Raw genomic sequence first — 23,126 nt, 5'->3', positions numbered from 1 at the left:
GAATAGCTCATCGATTGTTGTTACTTTATTTTCATAAAAGCGAATTGACTTCGCAAATATTGTTTGGGTTTGATACCTAGTATCAAACCGCCCTACACATATTTGGTTTGTCGAAACAATGTTCAGTTTTCAAAGGTCTACTTAGTTATCAGAGAAGCAATCGCTTCGTGACAACTTTTAAAGTATATCATGTTGTGAATTTCGTGTCAACATCTTTTTTCAACTTCCTGAATATTTATTCAACATTCAAGAAGCAATGAATGACGGATGAAGCACGCCTTGACAACATAAATCATTCTATCAGTTGCTGTTTAACTCGTCAAGCATTAATTTCAAATTTGTATGACTATTCAATAATTTGTTATTTATGCATTGGCTGTCTCAAACAGCAACAGGTAATATCTTATCAATCATCCAGCGATTGGTCAAGCGTTTTTTCAAAAAATAAAAGCACCCTCCTTATGAGGATGCTTTCTCCTGATTCAAATGACGCAACGCTTCGGCCTTCCAGCCCGATAAGCGGTCGTCAATTGGCTTAAATCCAATGTTGATCCGGTGATTCGTCCAATAGTGCCGATGTTGATGTTCATCCGGTTCTGGTCCAAAGTCAACGTGCTCGAGGCACCGTAACGATAGACTAATCTTACCCGTGAATTCATCAATATCAAGAACGACCACGTTCACTTCCTGATTAACCTTTAAATAATCGTGAATGTCTTTAACATAACCGCAATGACACTCTGAGATATGAATCAAGCCTTGACGGTGACCGCCGAGACTAACAAAGGCACCATACGGTTGAATGCCTGTAATCCGTCCAGTTACTCTCTGACCAATTTTAAACGTCATCGCCACGCCTCCTATCTTTGTGACCAGTCAGCTACTCTTCGCTGACCGTAACCTTATCCATCGTAACTGGCGTTGCAGGTTGATCGCTAGCATCCGTCTTAACTGCAGCAATCGCGTCAACAACGTCCATCCCGGTAATCACCTGACCGAATACCGTGTGCCGGAAGTCCAGCCAGGGTGTCCCACCATTTTCGTAGGCTTTAACGATCTCTTCAGGGAAACCAGCATCCTTCATCTGGCCCTGAATTTGTGGGGTCATATCCTTATCTTGAACGATAAAGAACTGACTGCCGTTCGTATTAGGACCCGCATTAGCCATGGATAAAGCCCCACGCAAGTTATACAGCTCTGGTGAGAATTCATCTTCGAATGGTTGGCCCCAGATACTTTCGCCACCCATACCGGTACCGGTTGGATCCCCACCCTGAATCATAAAGTTAGGAATCACACGGTGGAAGGTCATCCCATCGTAGTAGCCGGCCTTGGCGTGCGTTACAAAGTTTTCAACCGTCTTTGGTGCTTGTTCGGGGAAGAGTTGCAGCTGAATGGTCCCCATGGACGTTTCAATCGTTACTTGTGGACCCCTGGCGTTAGCCAAATCAATTTGTGGAAACTTTGTCATAATTATCCTCCATATCTTTTCAAACATTACCTAGTCATCTATTATCACCGCCTAACGGGAAAAATGCAACTGATGACACCGGTGCTATACTAGATATACCTAATAGTAAGAAGAAAGGAAGTTACATGATGATTAAACCAACCACAGCTTACGGCCAACGTACGATTGACCTTCTTCACGAACGAGGCGTTGACTTAAAGGATATCGCCGACCTCGTGATTTACCTACAAAAAGACTACATTAAGGACCTCTCCCCTGAGATGGCGCTACACAGTGTGCAAACCGTCCTCAATAAGCGTGAGGTACAAAACGCCGTAATTACTGGGGTTCAGCTCGACATTGCTGCCGAACATCACAGCCTCATGGAACCTTTGCAAACCATCGTTGAGCGTGACGAAGGTCTCTACGGTGTCGACGAAACTATGGCTCTCTCCATTGTTGACCTCTATAGTTCTATTGGCTTTACCAATTATGGCTACATCGACCGGACTAAGCCAGGGATTCTTGCCAAGCTCAACGCCCACGAGCCCGGTATCATCCACACCTTCTTGGACGATTTGGTCGGCGCAATCGCTGCCGCTGGGGCCGCCCGGTTGGCCCACGATGATGCTGGGGAACAAGATACGCCATTCAAATAATTATCACAATTTTGTTAAGCTTCGCCGGACCTGCTGACATAGAGATTAAAAACCCCTACAATATGGGTATTATCAAATAACAACTAAGGAGCACCTTAATGGCCTATTTAATCGATTTTGTTCTCCACATTGACGACCACTTGGTCAACATCGTCAATACCTTTGGTAGCTCAACCTACCTCATCTTGTTTGCCATCGTCTTTGTGGAAACTGGTGCTGTGATTTTACCCTTCTTACCAGGGGATTCACTGCTCTTCGCGGCGGCTGCCCTGGCCGCTAATCCGGCTTATGGTTTAAATATCTGGCTATTCGTGGCGATTTTCCTCATCGCTGCGATTGGCGGGGACTCACTGAACTTCTACCTTGGTGGTCGTGCCGGCGCTGCGCTGTCTAATCACTCGTGGTTCGGTCGCCTGATCAACAAGGATAAATTAGCGCAATCTGAACAGTTCTTTAGAAAGCACGGTCCATTGGCCATCTTCCTGGGTCGGTTCATGCCGATCATCCGGACATTTGTGCCGTTTACCGCTGCTGGGTCACAGTTCCCCTACCGTCGTTTCTTAAAGTACAACGTTAGTGCCGCTCTGACTTGGGTGTTCATCTGTTGTGGCGGAGGTTACTTCTTCGGGAACATTCCCTTCGTCAAAGAACACTTCTCAGCAGTCGTTCTGGGCATCATCGTGATTTCCTTGATTCCCGCTGTTGTGGGTTGGCTTAAGGGTCGTCACACGTCTCACTCCAATCCCCAACGGATTCCAGAAGACGATTAACTTTAACTGAATGGATTTAAAAAGTTGGAACTGACAGCGATGCCGGTTCCAACTTTTTTTGTGATTAATTTTCGTTAGTCTCTATTCCCCAGCATGCTTAAACGACTGCCGACCCAGCCAATACAACCAGATTAGCCCCGCCTCGAACAAAGCGAACGCCATGATAAAGCAGTGGAGAAAGAAAGTGTCCGGTAGCACCGTGATGATCGGGTCCAGGCTCGGATCGAACAGCCAGTCGTTGTTGCGGAAGAGAATCTTGTGAAAATCAATAAAGAAGTCGTTGAAGTCCACGGCCATCACTGCCGCTAACACGATGGGAACGACCGTTGCCACCTGCATAGGTTGAATCAGCCGCCACCGTTCCCCATAGCGCTTCAGCCGCCGGAAATACCAAACGGCCGGATAAATACTCACCAGGAGTACGATGTTATTCACCAGAAACAGCTGCTTCACGTCATGGAAGTGGACCATCCCCGTAAACGATGTGGGGAAGTCACTCATCTTGAGATCGGTAACCCATGGTAGCTCTAGATACCCCAGCATCTGATAATAGTTATGCATAATCTTTTGCGGGGTCATTTGGACCGTGCGAGATATATTGAGCCAATGAATGTCCAGCCGATACAACCAAACCGCGTTGATCGTCAAAAAGATACTCAACGTCAGCAACAATAGAATCAGCGCTGTTAATCCAACGCCGCGTTGCCACTTAGTCAATTGGCCCCACCTCGATGTCCCAATGATCCAGGTTCGGGATGGTATAGGTCGGTTGAATGGCCTGTTGGGCTACCTGCTCCGGCGTGGAGACTCCCGTGTAGACCAGGAGCGTATCCACCCCAGCATGAATCCCAGCGAGGATGTCCGTCTGGTAGTTGTCGCCCACCATTAGAGCATCCTCAGGGGCGACACCCATCAATTCCAGAGAATTTTCCAAAATAATCGGTTCCGGCTTCCCCACAAAGATGGGTTCCGTCTGCGTTGCATAGCGCACGAGGTCGACCAACGCACCGGCGCCGGGCATTAGTCCCCGGGCCTTAGGAATATTAGAATCCGAGTTAGTCCCAATAAACGTTGACCCACTGCGAATCGCCAGAATAGCCTTGGCAAATTTTTCATAGGTCACATCACTATCAAGCCCCACGACTACGTACTCAGGATGCTCCTCGTCCACCGTGAAACCCTTAGCTGCGAGCGCCTGGTTCAACCCAATTTCGCCGACCACGTAAACGGTCCGCTTGCCGGTCTCACCAGCGCGTTCGTCCAAGAAGTCCGCGGTCGCTAGGCCCGCCGTATAGACGTTATCCGTGTTGACGTGAATGTCGTGGTTATCCGCCAGGTTTGCCACAACGTCCACGGGTAACTTCGTCGTGTTATTTGTGACAAACTTAAAGGGCACCTTGGCCGCCTGCAACCGTTCCACGAAGGCCTTCGCCTTGGGATAACGCTTGCTACCCGCGTAAACGGTGCCGTCCAAGTCGATTAGATAGGCTTGATAATTTTTCATTGCAAATTCTCCCTAATTCTCTTTTTTCTGCCGAATGGTGAAGTGCCGACGTCCCTGACCACCAGTTGCGACCGTCACCGTCTTGCTAGTGTCGGTCTTAGGCTGTGTCGTGGTGCGTCGTTCTTCAGTATACGGGTGATTCGTATTGTTACGATGGCGTGAATGCCGTGAACGCCGCCGATGACTCCCGTTAGATGCCGTACTATTACTAGTGTGATTACTGTTATTACCGTTGTTATTGTTCGTTGTACTGTTAGTCGTCGCTGGCTTATTGTTAGCCGTGTTCGCCGCATGACGATTGTGACCGCTGCCACCACGGTTACCGTTAGTTGCCTTAGCCGCCGGCTTTTCGGCAGACTGGTGCTGTGAGCTCTGCTTGTTTTGTGGCCGGCTCTGCCCTTGGTTCTGTTGGGCAGGCTTATTGCCACTACCACTCCGCCGCCGCGAACGACTGCGCCGTGGTTTCGGTGCCGCCTTAACGTCTAAGTTATGCAGAATAAAGTAAGCACAACCGAAGTTGCAGGACTCATAGAGATAATCCTGCACAGCATCGATCTGATTTTGCTTAGCACCAGCCCGGTCTTCGGCATAGAAGCCCTTCAACCGTAGTTGTTCAAAGCCCCAGTCGCCGACAATATAATCAAATTTGCTTAAGATCGTACTGAAGCGACGGGCAAACTCGGCGAAATCAAAGCCTTCTCTGACGTTCGCCACGACTTCATAGGGGTGGCCATTGATCGTCAAGTGCGTATCATCTTCACGCACGACCTCTGCCGCAGGCTCCCGGCTTTCTCGTTGCTCGGCAACTAGTGCCTCTAAATCTTTGCGATCCACCGTCGTCATCCTCTCTCGTCTTTATCTAAGGGATAGTGTGTGCTCAGGTACTTGGCAAACACTTCCCGTAACAGGTCTTGGTATAGTATCTCGTTCTTCCCCACGATAGAAATCGTTGGGAAAAATGGAATGAATAAATAGTGATCCAATACGGCGATCTTATACTGCCGGTTCGGTGACAGAGCTTCCCCCCGCCACGTGACCTGATGGGTCTGTTGATCGTAGGCAATTCCCAGGTAGTTGATCTCCCCAAAAATTTTGCCCCGAAAGCCCATGCCCTTCTGGTGGAAGTGCCGCAGAAATAGCCGTGCCATTTCGAATTCTTGGATCAAACGCCAGAGGTCGTACCCGTTCAGGGTGACCGTCATGACGTGCATGTTATGCGGTAAGATCTGGTGTAACTGATTCTGATTGACCACACCCCGCGGCAGGTCCTCCAGAAACAGCCCAGCATTTAAAATAGCCGCCTGGGTGCCCGCGTACTCCGCAATGGCATGAAGCCCCTCGCGAACCAGCCGCGGTTGGCCGGTCAGATCCGATTCCATCGTGACTGGTAAGTCCGCGACCCGTTGCTCGGACAAGATATCCGTTCCCAGGTCGTGCAACCCCTGAATTTCCGCGGCATCGGCTGGATCTTCCGGCAAGGTAGCCGTTTCCACCACGCTAGCCGTTGCGGCCTTAACCACATGCTTGGTATCCACCGTCAGTTCAATCTTACCCACGTACCGGCCAAATTTTCCGGCCGCGGCTAAGAGACTGTGGTGATCCTGTTCCCCATTCACAAATAAGTGGTGGGTGTGGCTACCGATAATCACGTTGACTTGCGGATAACGCTTGGCAATCTGCCGGTCGACGTCAACGCCCAGATGGGACAGCAGCACGCAGACATCAAAGTCAGCGGCATAGGTCGTCAACAGGTGCGTTAAGGCCTCGTCGACCTGGATTGGCAACCACCCCGCCAGCGGATAGGTCAATTGGTACGGAGCCGTTAAGCCCAGCACCATAACCCGCGTGCCCGCTGCCGTGGTCAGTATCCGGTGGTCGATTGCCCATTTCGGCTGCTCATGGGTATCTTTCGTTAACAGATTACCCAGCACCACTGGAAAATTGGCATAGTCGTAGAGGTGGTCCAACTGTGGACGCATATAGCTCAGGCCCTCGTTGTTCCCGATGGTCACGGCATCATAGCCAATCTGATTCATCAGTTCCACGTTTTTCTGGCCATTGGTGGCCTCCGTCACGGGGTGGACGCGATCCAAGTTATCCCCGAGATCGAAGGTATACACGGTGTGGCCGGCCGCTTGGGCACTAGCCTTGGCCGTAGCCAAATAGCGTCGAATTCGTGGCCAATTTTCAAAGTGAGAATGTAAGTCATTCGTATGCAGGATGGTAATCTGTTCCATGCTCTCTTAGCTCCTCTTAACACTGTGTTTAATCCTACGGCATCAAGGGGCCCCGGTCAAGCGCAATGCTACCTTGGGCTGATCGAAATTTCTGTTAGTGCCTGCGGTAGACTGGCGCCACCCCGTGAGGCAGACCTGAAGCCTGAGAAGCGGTCTTCAGGGCAGGAACGAGCCTCGTAACCCATGAGTCTCGTTCCTGCCCAGTGGACTAGGCTGAGAAAACACCTCAGCCAAGACCACCGACACGGGGCTCTGCCAGTCTACCTTCGGCTAAAGCCAAAATTTCAGCAGATCAGGCACCATGACCGCTTGACCAGCCCCGGATGCTAATATTTAACACGTCTGTAAGCACTGCCTTTATCGCATATTATTTTCTACCGATTACGTTCTACAAAATTACTTAGTATTCCCAACCTATTGCTTGTCCTGAAACTCCTTAGCCTTCCCAGTAACCATCTCTTCAATCTCGCTCGTGGAGAATGGCGTACCAAATGGAACCTGTTCCTTGAGGTAGCGGGTCTCCGGTGTATCCACACCGACGTTGATGTTCTCTTTGACGGGGACCGCATAGTGGTGAATATGGCCGTGAAGATTGACGATTTGCTTCACAATGCCCAGCATCATGGGGTAATGCGTCATATAGTATTGCCGGTGATCGTACTTGATCAGAGCGCCCACGTCGTGGAAGGTGTACTTTTCCTGCCCATGGTCGATGGGGTTGTGCGCTGCCAGATATTTGAACAAGGCCCGACTGTCGTGGTTGCCCTTGATCAATTCCAGGTGGCCATTCAGTTGAGACAACACGTCTGCCACGGCCTCATCGGATTTAATGGCTGGCCGGGTGAAATATAACGCAATGTCACCCAGGTGATAAACCGTATCCGTTGGGGCTACGCGCGCATTCCAGTTATCAATGATGGTCTGGTTCATTTCGTCCACGTTGGCAAATGGCCGCGGTGCAAAATCATTCATGCCCAGTAAATCTTTATGGAAAAAGTGTGTATCTGAAGTAAAGTATTGCATGTCATAACTCCTCGTCTTAAATAATATCGAGTGGTTTCTTCTGCGTCGGCCGTGGGAACTGCTGATCCAACGCTGCTAATTCAGCGGACGTCAGGGTCAACTCACCGGCCGCAATGTTCTGGGTCATGTGGGCTACCGAACTGGTCTGTGGAATCGCCAACGTCTGGGGATTGCGAATCGCCCACGCCAGGAGTACCTGGTAGACCGTCACGTCGCGTGCCGCCGCAATCTGTTTGACCGTGGCATTGGTTGCCAGGTGCTGGCCCCACGAATCGCCCTGCGCAATTGGTGAATAGGCAATCAGCGGCAGGTCGTGATTGGTTTGCCACGGGAGTACCGCGTAATCTAACCCGCGGCTACCCAAATGATACAGGTCCTCATTGGCTGCGGCCTGGTCACCACCGGGAAGCGCCCACAGTTCCTGTAGGTCGGCAATATCAAAGTTAGAAACGCCCCACGACCGAACCTTGCCAGTCTGTTGGAGGCGTTGTAGTTCGGCCACGGTTTCAGCTAGTGGTACACTCCCCCGCCAGTGATAGAGATACAGATCGACGTGATCCGTCCGCAATCGTTGCAGGCTGGCGTCCAGACTTGCTTCCATGCGACGCTTAGACGCATTCTCCGGTAAGACTTTGGAAATCAAGAAGAGCTGGCCACGGTCCTCCGACTGCAGGGCTTCGCCGACCAAGCTCTCAGCCCGGCCAGAACCGTACATCTCGGCGGTATCGATCACCCGGGCACCAGCGGCGATGCCAGCTTGAATGGCCGCAATTTCCGTCGCCCGCCGTGTTGGGTCATCCCCCATGTGCCAGGTTCCGATTCCAATAGCTGGTACGGCTTGTCCCGCAAGTTTAACAGTTTTCATGTTTACACCTCATTTAAGTTTCCTTATCTCGTGACTGGTACTTACTTCTCAACTCAGCCACCAGTCAGTTGCATTCACATCTCTATTATCCACGTTTTAAAAGATAAACACCACTTTCATCGTAGCACTTCCCATTCATTTTCGCTGGTCTCGTCTCCTACGAAAAAAAGAAGCACCAACCAGTGTTCTGGCGGTGCTTCCACGTAATTTATTTATCAGAATCCATGGCGCTAGTAGCTACGCGTTGGTCGCGAAATCGCTTGCCAAGGCTCAGGCCGACTAGCCAGAGGATGGACCCAATCAGAGCAACTAACGTGTCGACCCGGAATAGTAGGACGACGGCGACCATCCCGAGAAAGGCCAGGATGAAGTAGTCACTCAGTGGGAAGAATGGCATCTTGAAGGCGCTGTTGCTGCGTTCGAGTGGCGTCTGTTGCTTCTTGTACTTGATGTGCGCAACGACGATGGCTCCCCAGATAAAGAGGAAGCAGGTTGTGGCGATACTGGAAACAAAAGCAAAGACGTGGCCCGGAATGATAAAGTTCAGAAAGACGGAAACGGCGATAACCAGCGTGGAGAACCGCAGCGCGTGTGTTGGCACTTGCGCCCGAGATAGCGTCCCCATTCGCTTAGAGAAACGGCCTTCCCCACCGTAAGTCAGGGAGAAGAGCATCCGTCCGGTCGTAAACAGCGAGCTGTTGCAGGCTGAAGCGGCGGCCGTCAACACAACGAAGTTAATGACGGCAGCGGCCGACTGAATCCCAACGTTCTTGAAGACTTGAACGAAGGGACTGCTGGTTGGCGAGATGGATTGCCATGGGTAGATGGCCATCAGTGCTAACAGTGACCCGAGATAGAACAGAATGATCCGTAGGGGAATCTCGTTAATGGCTTTTGGCAAGACCTTCTTAGGGTTAGCCGTTTCGGAAGCGGTCATCCCCACCATTTCGATCCCAACGAAACTAAACAGGACCATCTGGAAGGACAGGAAGAAGCCCTTTGCACCGTTGGCAAAGAATCCGCCGCTGGCCAAGTTCGTCACACTGGCATGACCAACGGGGGTTGGGAAGTGAACGGCAACCATATAGGCCCCGGCCAGGATCAACGCCACGATAGCTACGATCTTAATAATAGCAAACCAGAATTCCGTTTCACCAAATGCACTGACCGTGACGGAGTTCAAGGCTAACAGAATGGCTAGCAACGTCAACGCCGTCACCCATGATGGTAAGTGTGGGAACCAGAACTGCATGTATTGTCCGGCGGCGGTAACTTCGGCCATGGCAATCGTGATCCAACAGATCCAGTAGGTCCACCCAGCAACGAAGCTCATGTTGTCACCAAGGTACCGCTTGATGAAGTCGATGTAGGAGTGCACTTCCAAGTCGGACAGGAGCAATTCCCCCAGCGCACGCATCAGTAAGAAACACATGATTCCTGTGGCGAGGTAAGCCAGAATAATGGAGGGTCCAGCTAAATGAATGGATTGACCGGCACCCAAGAACAGCCCCGTCCCGATTGTTCCCCCAAGAGCAATCAATTGGACGTGCCGACTCTGAAGTCCCCGGGAAAATTCCTGATTGGTATTCGATTGATTTTTTTTCATCTTAATCTCCCCTTTGTTGAAATATATTATACACATCTGACTGGTCAATGCCAGTTCCAATGCTGGTTAGTTCGCCTAACTAAACAGCGCTAACAACTGGTATAAACGAATTCCATTCAACTTAATTCCATTTACATGATAATTATTCAACTTTAAGTGAAAGAAAACATCCCCCCGGAAATTCCGAGAGGATGTCTCATCAATCTATTTACGTAAACGTTCGATGTCACGAACGATCATTAACTCTTCATCGGTAGGAATCAAGAGCGTCTTGATCTTAGAACCGGCAACACTCAGGTCACGTTCAACCCCACGAATGTTGTTCTTTTCTGGATCAACACCAATACCAAAGTAAGTCAACTTGTCAGCGACTTCTTGACGGATCATGATGTCATTTTCACCCACACCGGCAGTGAAGACGATGGCGTCAGCGCCACCCAATTCAGCGAGGTAAGCCCCCACGTAACGCACGATCCGGTTAATGAACATGTCCCGAGCCAACTTGGCACGGTGGTTCTTGTCTTGAACGGCTTCTAGTTCACGCATATCAGCGGAAACACCGGAAACCCCTACCAGACCAGACTTCTTGTTCAAGATGTTGATCATGTCGCTAGGCTTGTCGATGTTCAACTTTTCCATCAGGTAAGCGACTAAGGAAGCATCGATATCCCCAGAACGGGTAGCCATTTCGATACCGGCCAGTGGCGTGAAGCCCATGGAAGTATCGTATGACTTGCCATCCTTGATAGCCGTGATTGACCCACCAGCACCAATGTGCATCGTGATCAACTTCAGATCTTTGAGGGGCTTGCCCAACATAGCAGCGGCACGATTGGCCACGTAACGGTGACTCGTTCCGTGGGCACCGTACTTACGGGCACCGAACTTTTCGTAGTATTCGTAAGGAATAGAGTACATGTAGTTCACTTCTGGCATGGACGTGTGGAAGGACGTATCGAAGACAGCCACACTCAATACGTTAGGCAAGATCTTCTTGAAGGCTTCGATCCCCATGGCAGCGGCTGGGTTATGCAGTGGTGCATATTCAGCCAAGTCCTTGATCTTTTGTAAAACATCGTCATCAATAACGGCGGAGTCCTTGAACTCTTCACCACCGGCAACGACCCGGTGACCAATCCCCGTAATTTCGTTGAAGTCGGTGATAATTTCCAACTTAGTCAGTTGATCCAACATTAATTGGATAGCTTCCTTGTGATCGTTAACATCTTGGGTCGTCTTGTACTTTTCGCCATCACCATACTTGATTTCAACCAAAGAGTTACCCAGACCGATCCGGTCAATGGCACCTTCAGCGATCACTGATTCTTCTGGCATTTGGAATAATTTGAACTTTAACGTAGAACTTCCGGCGTTAATTGCTAATGATTTTCCCATTTGGTAATTTTCTCCTTTTATGAGCGGTCCGTCAGCAGGTTTTGTTCTTCCCATTGGACGATTTCCGCAACAAACTTTTGAAATGCTGATTGTTCTTTAAATGATGGGAACTCACCCAACATCACTTGTTCAACCTGCTTCGCGCCAGCGCCCGGCTTCTGTAAAATCAGAATAGCCTTTTGGGCGTTAACATTCATAAAGAGCTCACTTGGTAGGTTCAATAACCCTTGCAGATAGGCGTTTCCCGCTAACCACTTTAACAGGCCCTTCGCTTCTTCCGTTTGGAAAAGTTGTGAAGGTACCAGGAATACGCCAACGCCACCCGGCTTCAATTGATTCAGGGCTTGCTCCAACATCAGGTGATGCACGAACGAATGGCCAGTCGTCGCACGGGTCTGATAGTTCGCCGCGTTCTCGTCAATCGGGTAATACCCAATTGGCAAGTCGGCAACAATCAGATCACTTGCGGGCACCAACAACTGCTCGAGGGCATCCTGATGAATCAACTCAATCGGTAGCCGTTGAAGGTCACTCGACGTCTGCGCAATGGCCAGCATCGTATCATCATTGTCCACCCCATACGCCTTGATATCACCTTTAACTACTGCCTTGAGTTGTGAAAGCACCGCCGTTAACAAGTTAGCCGTCCCAACCGTCAGATCAGTTACAATTAATTCTGATTTATCCTTCTCCAACCGAGTCACGAGATACCCCATAATATAGGCAATCGTGTCCGGTGTCAGTTGGTGGTTAGCTTGAATCTCATCTACTCGAATCGCTTTGAGCATGGCTAATTGAACCGCCCGGCGAACCGTTTCGGCATCGTCACTTTGCCAGTCGACCTGGGCATACAACTTGGTTAACTTCGCTGCAGTCTCCGTATCTGGCTGACCGTCTTCTACCTGAACTTGGCCATTGAGCAGGTTATCCCCCGTCTCAACGAACGCATCCAAATAAGATGTGCTTAGTGCTTCTTGCAGGATCGTGGTTGATTCATCCATGACCTTGAAGAGCGCTTCAGTCTGTTCTTGTGACAGTACGCTTCGCCTCCTTGTGAAATTGCATGACACAACATATCCGTTATCTATACTACCGATTTTTCAGCTGTTATTCAAGCAATCTTTGTCGCGAATCTGCGGGTTTTACCGTTCTGAGACGTGGTTTTGACGCTTGTTGGGGTGATCTAACGGTCCGATTCAGTTGTGAAGTCGAACGATTGTAGTCTTTAATGAGTTGATGAGTCGACTGCTCGCGCGCCGATTGACCAGCCATGACTAAAATCAAGACCAGACTAACACTCGCTAAGAAAAAGAGCGCCCACAACGTCAAGAATCCCCGCCGCGTAAATCGAGAATCGTCGTTTGCCAAGGTAATCGCTCCTGCTTTAGATTCAGGCGCACCAGGCCTGGATATTTGGTGAGGTGCCAGTGCACGGCCTCCACTCGTCGTAATAAAGGGTAGTAGCCCTGATGCTTATCATTCGTTAGCCGTAACACGTGTTTGCTATCGACCCAGACCGCTCGCGTCACTTGTTTTTGTTGATCCTGCAAATTCAATTGCTGTCCCTCGACGCCAGTGACCCGATACCGGCCAGGTTGTTCAAGGACTCGGACCATCTGGTACCACGCCACTGGGTCCCGGCGGAGCGGCCGCAATAAAACTCGATCCACCCCACTGGCCAGTGTGAACATCCCCGCTGCAATACCTAAGGCTAGTAACGCCTCAATCAGCGTAAACCCTGCTCGTCGCCTCATTGATTAGCCGCCCAATCGAGTAAAGCTCGATCGCGTCGGTCACGGGCCTGCTGGAGTTGCGTCGTCCGTACGCGCTCCCCATACTGGGTCACCGTCAGTGTCTGCCGTGCCAGACCAATCGTTAGGGCAACGATTCCCAACGCCAATAAGGCGTCAGGAAGCAGCCACCCGTTGTGGTCGCCGCGTCTTGGTTGCTTCAACATAGATTAATGCGCCTCCTAACTGAAATGTCTGATACCACCATACATGATGCGTCGTACTATACCACTCCATGGTAAAGGCATCCGCATGCCCCTGCGGCGTGATTCCCCACCCAGTTCGCCCATCGACCCAGTGCAGACCGGGTGGCGGCTTCAGTCGACGAAAGACCCGACGAGACTGTCCAAGAGTCAGCTTAACCTCTCCCGTTCCACGGTCAATAAAGATGCCGACCGTCTCATCTCGGGCAATCGCCACCTGGCGACCTGCCGTCCACAATTGTTGCCAAGCGGGCCAAAAGGCCTGTTCCGCTGCGGCCCGCCGTTGGGCAACCGCCTGAAAACCCACGAGTACGGTCAGACTCGCCACAATCAGTAAAACCACCAGCGTCTCATAGAGGGTAAAACCGTGGCGGTCACGAGCCATCGTCCGACCGCTCATCGTGAATCTTAATCCCCTCTCGTTGCGCCTGCTTGACCTGCTGTGACGTGAGATATCGCCCAGATTCTAGTGCGGCATAGGTCACGTGGGTTGCCGTCTGATGATCATCCAGATACGCCGTCACCTGGCCCTGAACGACCGTTTCCATCGCATGCTGGTGAATGCTCTGCGCGTGATGCCGCTGGCCATTTAGATTTGGGAGAATAATTAGAACTAACAGCGAAATGATAAACAGCACGATTGTCATTTCAACCAGCGTAAACCCGTGCCGCTTGCTCATGGCGTGACCCCCTGCAGGTTGGCATACATGGGTAGCAATAGACTCAGGTAGGCCCCGACGATTAGAAGGGCCACCACCGTCAGTAAGATGGGTTGCACCATGGCCAGTCCGCGCTCCGTCAAACGAACCAGCTCCTGATACCGCAGATGGCTATAGGCTTCCAACTCGCGAGCCAATTGCGGCTGTGTACTCCCCTTCTGCAATAGTACGACTAACTGTGGCGGAATATAGGCCTGTTGTCGCAACCAGCCCACCGGTGAGTGGCCGGATTGAAGTTGCTGTTCGAGTACAATCGCCAGTTGCGCTAGTAGTGCCACCTGTGGCAATTGGCGTAAGACCACCACCATTTGTTTGACGCTCAATCCACTCGCTACGAGTTGGCTGAGATTAGCCGTCAGGTAGTAGGCGTAATAAGCCCGAAAGATACGACCAATCACGGGTACGCGTAAATACCAGGTGGCGAGATGCAACGACGTTTGCTGCCGCCACCAACGCCACATCAGCACGATACCACCAATTATGACCAGTCCACCGCCCATCTCTGCATAGTGCCGCCAGGATAGAGCTGGCGCCGGTTGTGCGGCAATCTCCTGCTGTAATTGTGGTAAGATACCTACCTTTAAGGTGAGTAAAAGCAACACCATCCCAATCAGTAAGCCCACCGGATACAGCAAAAGCTGATGGAGCCGTTTGCGTTGTGTCGCCATCAATCGGAGTAATGTCGCCACGCGTTGAAGCGCCGTGGCAAGCTCCCCATAGGTCGCCGTCAATTGCAGCTGAAAGTACACGTTGGCTTGTAAGTACGGCGCCAGACAGGGCACAAAGTCTGCTCCCACCAATAATTGTGCCTCAATCTCTGCCACGTCACGCGGCAAACCACTATTGGCTGTCTGGCTAAAGCTCACCGCCTGCCGAAGTGAAAAACCACTTGCGAGTTGATCCGCCAAGAGCTGACAGAATTGCTGTTGTTGCGTTAAGGACCACCTACCCTTCCCGAAATTTTTGGGCCGTTGCCATTGAAATCGCGTGTTCCTTACCTGCTTCTTCAAGCGTCCGTCGCCACCTTTCTGTAGTTGTCTTCGCTGCCTGCCAAAGATGGTCACCAGCCAAAATGTCGAGTAGCACGGCCGGACCATCCTGAAGCCGCGGAATCAAGCGCTGATAACAGCTCCCCGTCAACACTTGCCGCAGTTGTGCTAACGGCACCCCCAGCTCCGTCAGTCGGGGGATGGCACCGCTGGCACTCTGCGCGTGAACGGTGGTCAGAACTAGATGACCACTCAACGCCGCCCGAACAGCCGCCTGAGCCGTCACCATATCCCTGATTTCACCAATAATAAAAACATCCGGTCGGTGCCGCAATCCCACTTTGACCAGGGCTTCGTAATCCATCCCCGCAGCCTCATTGACCTGCAGCTGAATAAAATCCGCCTCCTTGATTTCGACGGGATCTTCAATCGTGAGGACCGTGGCCGCCAACTCCCGCGCAATCGTATACATCGTCGTGGTCTTCCCTGAACCGGTTGGCCCCGCGAAGAGCAATAGGCCTCGGCGCTGGGCCAACTGTCGAAGCAGGGCCGGCTGCGTCCTATCCAGATAGGCCATCTGTCCAGTATGGTAGGGATAAATCACCCGAATGACCAGCGATTCACGCCCCACATAGTCGCCGACCGTTGAGAAACGCAGTTCCACGGGCTCAGGTGGGCCCGGCCAGGTCATCGCTCCCACTTGTGGCCGACGATTTTCACTGACTGCCATATTCGCCTGAAATTTAAAATAGGTAATCAATTGACGGCCCAACTGAGTAGTCACCCGCCGCCAGGTCATTACCGCCCCCAACTGCCGCAGTCTAATCTGATACCCCGTCTGCTGTGGCAAAACGTAAATATCACTGACTCGTCGTGTCCGTGCTACCACCAATAATTCCGTAATCATTTTTTGAATCACGTCACCCATCTCCTGCCCTTTCTAACTAACTACGTAAAAAGTACCGAAATATATTTTTTATTTGCAAAAAAAATCTACGCATCCGCTAAGATGACGTAGATTTCAGTAAATCTTCCTATTATTCCTGACTTTCACGCACTACAAGGTTTTTCAGGTTCATTAATTTCAGACCAATCAATCCGGCCCCTAGTATAATGATCACCACAGCAGCACTGATTCCCATGGTCAGAACCGAACTGCTAATGCCCGTTCCGCTCAGGGCCTGGGTCAAGCCCAGGTTGGCGTAGGTCATCGGTAGGAACTTCGCCAACGGTGCGTAGAGCGTCTTCACCGTTTGCACTGGGAAGATGCCATTTGCCACGCAGAGTTGGAGGAAGAACAGCGCACCCACGACTAGGACAGCCAGACGGCCCATGAAGAGTCGCAGAACTAGTTCTACCACCAGAATGGCGAGAGCAAACAACCCGGTCAAGCTCATAAACGTCCATGGTTGGGCGGCGTGAAGCATCATGGCCATCCCCGCGCTGGTAATCAGTGACTGCAAGAGAACCCAGCCGGTCAAGTTCGCCAGTTGGCGTGGTGTCTGCAGTTGCTTACGGTAGTCAAACCAAGCCACCAGCGCCGTCAGCCCCAGGAACGTCAGCATGGCCACCACGAACGGAGCAATCGCGTGCCCGAAGTTTGGCACATAGCTGAAACGTTGATGGGTCAGTGTCGATGGCGAAGCAAACATTGCCGCCGTCCGACTAGTCAGTGGCGTTGCTTGAACCTTGTCCGCTCCACCCTGAAGTGCAGCGGCTAGCTTACCATTACCTGCCTTGAGCTGTTGGGCACCAGCCGTTAGCTTCGGTGAATTTGCGGCCAACTGCTGAGCACCGGTCGTTAACTGACTAACTCCGGCTACCAACTGTGGTGCTTGTTGGTTCAGCGTTTGCAAGCCACCCGAGAGCTGACTGCCCCCACTGGCAAGCTGAGGAACCCCCGCTACTAAGGCCGGAACTTGCCCATTCAACTGCGACAAGCCCCCGGCTAACTGCTGTGATCCAGTCGTCACCTGACCAGAACCCGCAACAAGTTGGCCGATTCCGCCGGTTAAGGCTGGCAGTTGCCCATTGAGTAAGTCTAGTCCGTTCGTGACTTGAAGCGAGCCGTTGACAAGGCGCGTGACGCCACCAGTCAGGGCCGGTAACTGCCCAGATAATTGGTGCATCCCCCCGGAGACTTGCTTAGAGCCAACGGTTAGCTCACTCACGCCGGTAACCAGCGCCGGCACCTGATCGTTGAGTTGGCGCGTACCAGCCGCCAATTGTGCCGTTCCCGTAACGAGAGCTGGGCCGTTAGTGGTCAACTGATTGCTTCCAGCCAGCAACTTGCCGATACCCGTCGTGAACTCAGGGACTTTACCATTAGCTTCCGCCAAACTCGTCGACAACTTCTGGCTACCGTCAACTAATGCGGCATACTTTTTGGCCAATGAATCATCATTGCCTGTAACCGCACCATTGAGTTGACTAAGGGCCGCATTTTGTTTGCCCATGGCCGCAGTGACCTGACCAAAGTAGACCTTTAACGCGGTGGCATCCGCCAAAACCTTTTGTAATGCAGCCGCGGCTGTGGTACCCTGACCAGCCGGTACCGAATCGGCCAGATCCGCTACCTCCCGTTTCAGGCGGGTTACCGTCTGCGGAGAGGTGGTTGCTGATTCAGAAGTGGTTGTGTCACTCGCCTTGACGAGCGCATTAGCCGCTGAAGTAACCGCCGTTTTAGCAGATGAGGTCGGCTTTGCAGCCGACGTTTGCCCCGCCCCTGCGAGTGCCGAAGTCATAGCCGCTTTCTGGTCGGCCGTCATTTTCGTCGCACTAGCAACGGAAGCCACCTTGGCATCGATTTGAGTCTGGGTCATTCCCGACGCCTGGCTACCAGACTGACTGCTAGAATCAAGCTGAGCAACCGCTGTTTTGAGTTTGCCAGCCGCCTCAGTCGTTGCATCGTTAGAAGCTGTGGCCGATGCTCCAGCGAGTCGGTCTAAATTAGACTGAATTGTCGCAACCTTCGCTGTTGTTGCTGAAGTGCCACCAACAGCGGTGCTTAACTCACCTAAATCCGTCGTTAACTGTGTCTGAAGCTTCTCGCCACTCGTCTGAAGCGTCGTGGCACCAGCAGTGGAATCAGTCGCTAACTTCTTAACCGAATCGCCCAATTTCGTAATGCCCGCTTGCCCCGTCGTGACTTGTGTCGACAACCCAGAGGCACCGTCCGCTAAGGCCTGTATCGACGCCGCCAGTGTCTTACCATTCGTATCTAACGTCTGCAGGCCCGTATGCACCTGATAAACACCGTTCACGTACTGAGTCGTGCTAACCGCTAATGCCTGACTCCCATCGGCCAACTTGACCACACCGGATGCCAAAGCACCAGTCTTACTGTTCAGTTTCTCTAAACCAGCCGTGACTTGTGCCGAGCCGTTGTCCAGCTTCGTGACACCCGCAACGAGTGGCTGGATTTTACCGGACACTTGCTGTAAACCATCCGTCACTTGACCAGATCCTGTTGCCAAACGGTGCACACCAGACGCCAGCGGGCCGGTCTTGGCCGAGAGCTGTTGGAGTCCTGTCGTGACCTGCCCTGACCCACTTGCGAGCTGACCAGCGCCACCATCCAATTGCGCTACACCAGTCACCAGGGGTTGCGTCTTTGTTTGTAACGTCTGGAGTCCTGCCGATAATTTATCAGCACCGGTTGCCAGCTGATTAACGCCAGTCGGTAGCTGCTGAACCTTGGTCGACAACCGTAAGAGGCCATCCTTGACCTTGGTCACGCCCGTCGTATACGTATTCATCCCATCAGCCAACGTCACAGTCCCATCCTTCAGCTGAGTTGCGCCCTTCGCTGCCTTTTGGAAGCCCTGGCCGCTCGTCTTGATCTGTTGGAACATGCTCAGTGCATAGGCCTTAGTCACGGCGCGCTTCACGGCTGCATTCAGTTGCGAAGCCCCCGTTTCGCTGATGATCTCGCCAATATAGCTGAGCGAGTCATTGGTGGCATAATTTAATTTCATCTGTTGGGGGTGACGCTCGGTCACCGTGGTTGCACGCTGTGAGAAGTTCTTGGGAATCGTGACGACCGTATAGTAGCGGTTATGCTTCATTCCCGCGGCGGCCTCCCGCGCAGAAAGGAACCGCCACCCCAATTCGTGATTATGTTTTAGTTGACTGACGACCTGCTGACCGACCGCCATGCGTTTCCCCTGGTACGTGACGGGCTGATCCTCATTGACCACGGCGACTGGTAACTTCGCCGTCTGGCCAAACGGATCCCAGAACGAATGGATCACGAGCCCCGCGCAAATGACTGGCAGCACCAGTCCCGCAGTGAGCACGCCGCCCATCAGATACTTATGTTTGATACGTTTCATCCTCAACACTCCTCCACATGCCGTAAAATGTATATGGCATGTTGTATTATAGTGCAATGATGCTACATTTCTAATTCGACAATGAATAAATTAGTATATGGCATGTTGCATATGCTTTAAAAAAATATGGCTCACCCTTCAGCCACATTTATGGAGTTTACCCGTCCCCCATTCAGAATGCAAGATTATTTTTTACCACGATACACAAAAACCCGCTACCAAGCAAAGCCTGGTAACGGGTTCATCGACTCAAATTATTTGGCTAAAAACGTTTATTCAACGCCTTCAGGTAAGACTGCGGCTTCATAAATATCGGAAACATCGTCGTTGTCTTCCAGTTCTTCAATCAGACCTTGGTATTGAGAAGCCTTGGCTTCTGGTACTTCAGTCGTGTTTTGAGGGAACATCCGAACTTCGGCAGTGTCCAACTTGTAGCCTTTGTCTTGTAAAGCATTACGTGCTGCAATTTCACTTGAAGCATCCGTGTAAATCTTGAATTCTTCATCCGTGGTTTCCATGTCGTCCGCCCCGGCATCAAGTGCATCCATCAACATCGTATCTTCATCCGTGTCAAGACCGTCGCGCAAGATTACAATGTAACCTTTCCGATCAAACATGTATGAAACGGAACCCGCTGCACCAAGTGAGCCGCCATGGTGCGTGAAGGCAGAACGAACAGCCGCAGCCGTCCGGTTCTTATTGTCCGTTAAAGCAGCAACCATGATCGCCGTCCCAGCTGGACCGTAACCTTCGTAGGTAATTTCTTCGAACTTGGCGCCACCAAGACCAGAAGCTTTATCTAAAGCCCGCTTGATGTTGTCTTTAGGCATGTTAGCTGCCCGCGCCTTGTCCATTTCCAAACGAAGTTGAGGGTTACCGTCGGGATCAGGACCACCTGCTTTTGCAGCTTGGTACAAATCACGTGAGATTTTTTGGAAGATTTTTCCACGCTTTGCATCCTGAGCATTTTTCCGGCCCTGGATGTTATGCCATTTAGAATGTCCTGACATCGTAACTCCTCTTTTCTTAAATTTTATAGATATCCGTATAAAACAGACACTATACATGTTAGCACTTACTTCCCATTCGTTCAATTACTAAGCTTATAAAATTCACTTATTCAACGAAAATGTATATTTTTTTTGGCGTTTCCCTTTAAATCAGGGATGTAAGCGAATTTTAAATGGATAAACTATGTATAAAACTAAATTTATTAAAATAAAACTTGCATAAATAAACGAAGCCGGCTATACTCAAATACATCATCACATATAGAGGAGCAAGCCATTATGAAAAATAAATTAATTATGGCCATCGCATTGGTGATGGCGCTCGTTGCCGGATGGACCGCCACCACGACAACGGCACAAGCCGCCACCGATGATTCGCTGGCCCAGGTTCAGAAGAGTGGAAAGTTAGTCATGGGAACTTCCCCCGACTACCCACCCTATGAGTTCCAAGCAACTGTTCACGGCAAGAGTCAAGTCGTCGGCATGGACGTTGCCGTCGGGAAGAAGATTGCTAAGGACTTAGGCGTCAAGTTAGTTGTGAAGTCCATGTCCTTTGATTCCCTATTAGTTGCCTTGCAAACCGGTAAGGTCGACATGGTCATCTCCGGGATGAACCCAACGCCAGCCCGGCGGAAGAACGTCGACTTCACTCATACCTACTACCAAGGTGGGTACAGCATCGTCATCAACAAGAGTGACAAAGGTATCTATAAAGATAAGGATTCCTTCGTGGGCAAAACCATTGGGGCCCAAACCGGTTCTACCATGTACACCGAATCCAAGAAACAAACTAGCGGCACGACCGTCAAAGGGATGACTTCCGTTTCCGACTTGATCCTAGGATTACAGAGCCACAAGCTCCAAGGGGTTGCGATGGAAAAGCCATCCGCCCAAGCTTACGTCGCTAACAACAAAGAATTAGCCATGATTCCAAGTAAATTTAATTTGAGTGCTTCCGATACCAGCGCTTCCGTTGCGTTTGCCAAGGGCTCTACTTCCCTGGTCGCCGCAGCCAACAAGTCCGTCGATCAGATTAGAAAGCAAAACCTCGTCAACAAGGATTACCTCCCCGCTGCCGGGAAATACTTAAAGACCAACACCGTCAACACTAGCATGCTCCACTACTGGAAGGCCTTCCTTAAAGGGATCGAATACACGTTGATCATCACCGTATGTTCCGTCTTCTTCGGGTTCATTCTCGGGGTACTCCTATCCCTCGCACGGATGGCACAAGGTGGCGTCTTCGCCACTGCCTTACGGTGGTTAGCAACGGCCTACGTCGAATTCATTCGGGGCACGCCTATGATGGTCCAAGTTATGTTCGTTTACTTCGGCCTAGGACTCATCGTTAACCTCCCCGCATTAACTTCCGGGATTATTGCCATTTCACTGAACTCTGGGGCCTACATCGCCGAATACATTCGTGGGGGGATCAACTCCGTGGATAAAGGCCAAACTGAAGCTGCCCGGAGCCTGGGGATGACCAAGGGTTACACCCTGCGTTATGTCGTCTTACCACAAGCCTTGAAGAACATCTGGCCATCATTAGGGAACGAATTTATCACCTTGATCAAGGATAGTTCCATTGTTTCCATCATTGGGGTCTCCGAACTGATCTTCCAAAGCAACATCGTGCGGTCCGACACCTACAGAGGGGTAGCGCCAATCGCTGTCATCATGGTTCTCTACTTCATCATGACCTTTACCGCCTCACGGATCTTAAACCACTTCGAAAGGAAGATGCAACATGACTAAACCAATTATTGAGGTCAAGGACCTCGCCAAGAACTTCGGCGATAACCAAGTTCTAAAGAACATTTCAGAACAAGTCAATCCCGGTCAAGTGATCGTCGTCATCGGTCCTTCCGGTGGTGGGAAGAGTACCTTCCTGCGGTGCCTCAACTTGTTGGAAACCCCAACGAGTGGTGAGGTCGACTTCGATGGTCAAAACCTGACGACTCTGGACACCAAGAAGGTCAACACCTTACGGGAACAGATGGGGATGGTATTCCAAAACTTCAACCTCTTCCCAAACATGACCGTCTTAGAAAACATCAAGCTGGCCCCCATGAAGGTCAAGAACGTGAGTGATGCCGACGCGACGAAGCGCGCCCACGAACTCCTCCAACAAGTCAACTTGGATGACCATGCCGACGCCTTCCCTTCCAGCCTATCCGGTGGTCAGGCACAACGGGTTGCGATTGCTCGGGCCCTCGCCATGGATCCCAAGGTCATGTTGTTCGATGAACCAACGTCTGCTTTGGACCCTGAAATGGTCGGTGAAGTTCTGAACGTTATGCAAGACCTGGCCCAACAAGGGATGACGATGGTCGTGGTTACCCACGAAATGGGATTTGCCAAGTCCGTGGCCGACCGCGTCTGGTTCATGGCCGATGGCTACATTCAGGAAAACAACACACCAGAAGAATTCTTCAGCAACCCACAGACTGAACGGGCGCAAGACTTCCTCTCCAAGATCCTGATGTAATCCAGTTACTTTAAAACTCAAAATGCTTAGGCGTCGCGGGAGGTCAGCTCATCAGTGAGCTGACCTCCTTTTTAGTCCCCTACT

23 protein-coding genes are annotated in these 23,126 nt (G+C 51.2%); 4 read left to right on the top strand and 19 right to left on the bottom strand.

Features of this window, described 5'->3' with window-relative positions; all coding sequences use genetic code 11:
* Nucleotides 1–459 precede the first annotated feature (459 nt).
* Nucleotides 460–849 carry a CvfD/Ygs/GSP13 family RNA-binding post-transcriptional regulator gene (locus EKM73_RS11210; RefSeq protein ID WP_125701954.1) on the bottom strand — a complete coding sequence of 130 codons (390 nt, stop codon included), beginning with the start codon at nt 847–849 and terminating at the stop codon, nt 460–462.
* Nucleotides 850–880: 31 nt separating this feature from the next.
* Nucleotides 881–1,471, bottom strand: a complete 591-nt coding sequence (locus EKM73_RS11205; RefSeq protein WP_125701953.1) for a peptidylprolyl isomerase — start codon at nt 1,469–1,471, stop codon at nt 881–883.
* 128 nt (nt 1,472–1,599) lie between these two features.
* Here EKM73_RS11205 and EKM73_RS11200 point away from each other — a divergent pair, with 128 nt between their 5' ends.
* The gene (locus EKM73_RS11200; protein WP_125701957.1) at nt 1,600–2,109 is read left to right on the top strand and encodes a phosphatidylglycerophosphatase A family protein; all 510 of its coding nucleotides are present in this window, start codon (nt 1,600–1,602) and stop codon (nt 2,107–2,109) included.
* Between the two features lie 98 nt (nt 2,110–2,207).
* Entirely contained in the window at nt 2,208–2,879 is a 672-nt protein-coding gene (locus EKM73_RS11195; protein ID WP_125701952.1) for a VTT domain-containing protein, read from the top strand.
* 81 nt (nt 2,880–2,960) lie between these two features.
* Here EKM73_RS11195 and EKM73_RS11190 read toward each other — a convergent pair whose 3' ends face one another.
* From EKM73_RS11190 to EKM73_RS11110, 17 genes are all read right to left on the bottom strand, one after another.
* Nucleotides 2,961–3,596 (bottom strand): TIGR01906 family membrane protein, encoded by a 636-nt coding sequence (locus tag EKM73_RS11190; RefSeq protein WP_125701951.1) that lies wholly within the window; start codon nt 3,594–3,596, stop codon nt 2,961–2,963.
* Nucleotides 3,589–4,383: a TIGR01457 family HAD-type hydrolase gene (locus EKM73_RS11185; RefSeq protein ID WP_125701950.1), complete on the bottom strand. Its 795-nt coding sequence runs from the start codon at nt 4,381–4,383 to the stop codon at nt 3,589–3,591. The genes EKM73_RS11190 and EKM73_RS11185 overlap by 8 nt, the downstream gene beginning before the upstream one ends.
* 12 nt (nt 4,384–4,395) lie before the next feature.
* Nucleotides 4,396–5,226, bottom strand: a complete 831-nt coding sequence (locus EKM73_RS11180; protein WP_125701949.1) for a YutD family protein — start codon at nt 5,224–5,226, stop codon at nt 4,396–4,398.
* Entirely contained in the window at nt 5,223–6,620 is a 1,398-nt protein-coding gene (locus tag EKM73_RS11175; RefSeq protein WP_125701948.1) for a bifunctional metallophosphatase/5'-nucleotidase, read from the bottom strand. The genes EKM73_RS11180 and EKM73_RS11175 overlap by 4 nt, the downstream gene beginning before the upstream one ends.
* Before the next feature lie 414 nt (nt 6,621–7,034).
* Nucleotides 7,035–7,643 carry a metallophosphoesterase family protein gene (locus tag EKM73_RS11170; protein WP_125701947.1) on the bottom strand — a complete coding sequence of 203 codons (609 nt, stop codon included), beginning with the start codon at nt 7,641–7,643 and terminating at the stop codon, nt 7,035–7,037.
* A 16-nt stretch (nt 7,644–7,659) separates the two neighbouring features.
* Nucleotides 7,660–8,508, bottom strand: a complete 849-nt coding sequence (locus EKM73_RS11165; RefSeq protein ID WP_125701946.1) for an aldo/keto reductase — start codon at nt 8,506–8,508, stop codon at nt 7,660–7,662.
* 208 nt (nt 8,509–8,716) lie between these two features.
* Entirely contained in the window at nt 8,717–10,114 is a 1,398-nt protein-coding gene (locus tag EKM73_RS11160; RefSeq protein ID WP_125701945.1) for an amino acid permease, read from the bottom strand.
* 204 nt (nt 10,115–10,318) lie between these two features.
* The gene (locus tag EKM73_RS11155; RefSeq protein WP_125701944.1) at nt 10,319–11,509 is read right to left on the bottom strand and encodes an acetate/propionate family kinase; all 1,191 of its coding nucleotides are present in this window, start codon (nt 11,507–11,509) and stop codon (nt 10,319–10,321) included.
* 17 nt (nt 11,510–11,526) lie between these two features.
* The gene (locus EKM73_RS11150; RefSeq protein WP_382387658.1) at nt 11,527–12,546 is read right to left on the bottom strand and encodes a class I SAM-dependent methyltransferase; all 1,020 of its coding nucleotides are present in this window, start codon (nt 12,544–12,546) and stop codon (nt 11,527–11,529) included.
* 288 nt (nt 12,547–12,834) lie between these two features.
* Complete coding sequence (locus tag EKM73_RS11145; RefSeq protein WP_125701942.1) at nt 12,835–13,263, bottom strand: prepilin-type N-terminal cleavage/methylation domain-containing protein; 429 nt, start codon at nt 13,261–13,263, stop codon at nt 12,835–12,837.
* The gene (locus EKM73_RS11140) at nt 13,260–13,466 is read right to left on the bottom strand and encodes a hypothetical protein (protein WP_125701941.1); all 207 of its coding nucleotides are present in this window, start codon (nt 13,464–13,466) and stop codon (nt 13,260–13,262) included. Before EKM73_RS11140 ends, EKM73_RS11145 begins: the two co-directional genes overlap by 4 nt.
* On the bottom strand, nt 13,417–13,902 hold the full coding sequence (locus tag EKM73_RS11135; protein WP_225421397.1) for a prepilin-type N-terminal cleavage/methylation domain-containing protein: 486 nt from the start codon (nt 13,900–13,902) through the stop codon (nt 13,417–13,419). The genes EKM73_RS11140 and EKM73_RS11135 overlap by 50 nt, the downstream gene beginning before the upstream one ends.
* The gene (locus EKM73_RS11130; RefSeq protein ID WP_125701940.1) at nt 13,877–14,182 is read right to left on the bottom strand and encodes a competence type IV pilus major pilin ComGC; all 306 of its coding nucleotides are present in this window, start codon (nt 14,180–14,182) and stop codon (nt 13,877–13,879) included. The genes EKM73_RS11135 and EKM73_RS11130 overlap by 26 nt, the downstream gene beginning before the upstream one ends.
* Nucleotides 14,179–15,231, bottom strand: coding sequence for a type II secretion system F family protein (locus EKM73_RS11125; RefSeq protein WP_225421395.1), 1,053 nt, complete (start codon nt 15,229–15,231; stop codon nt 14,179–14,181). Before EKM73_RS11125 ends, EKM73_RS11130 begins: the two co-directional genes overlap by 4 nt.
* The gene (gene comGA, locus EKM73_RS11120; protein ID WP_225421393.1) at nt 15,167–16,138 is read right to left on the bottom strand and encodes a competence type IV pilus ATPase ComGA; all 972 of its coding nucleotides are present in this window, start codon (nt 16,136–16,138) and stop codon (nt 15,167–15,169) included. Before comGA ends, EKM73_RS11125 begins: the two co-directional genes overlap by 65 nt.
* Nucleotides 16,139–16,247: 109 nt before the next feature.
* The gene (locus EKM73_RS11115; RefSeq protein WP_125701938.1) at nt 16,248–19,544 is read right to left on the bottom strand and encodes a YhgE/Pip domain-containing protein; all 3,297 of its coding nucleotides are present in this window, start codon (nt 19,542–19,544) and stop codon (nt 16,248–16,250) included.
* Between the two features lie 272 nt (nt 19,545–19,816).
* On the bottom strand, nt 19,817–20,554 hold the full coding sequence (locus EKM73_RS11110) for a YebC/PmpR family DNA-binding transcriptional regulator (protein WP_125701937.1): 738 nt from the start codon (nt 20,552–20,554) through the stop codon (nt 19,817–19,819).
* 297 nt (nt 20,555–20,851) lie between these two features.
* Between EKM73_RS11110 and EKM73_RS11105 the strand changes: the two genes are divergently transcribed.
* Nucleotides 20,852–22,309: an ABC transporter substrate-binding protein/permease gene (locus tag EKM73_RS11105; RefSeq protein WP_382387656.1), complete on the top strand. Its 1,458-nt coding sequence runs from the start codon at nt 20,852–20,854 to the stop codon at nt 22,307–22,309.
* Nucleotides 22,302–23,042 carry an amino acid ABC transporter ATP-binding protein gene (locus tag EKM73_RS11100; RefSeq protein WP_125701935.1) on the top strand — a complete coding sequence of 247 codons (741 nt, stop codon included), beginning with the start codon at nt 22,302–22,304 and terminating at the stop codon, nt 23,040–23,042. Before EKM73_RS11105 ends, EKM73_RS11100 begins: the two co-directional genes overlap by 8 nt.
* The last annotated feature ends 84 nt before the right edge of the window (nt 23,043–23,126 follow it).

The sequence above is a fragment of the Levilactobacillus fuyuanensis genome, from assembly GCF_003946395.1.
Classification (GTDB): Bacteria; Bacillota; Bacilli; order Lactobacillales; family Lactobacillaceae; genus Levilactobacillus; species Levilactobacillus fuyuanensis.
This window is presented reverse-complemented; position numbering and strand designations above follow the sequence as displayed.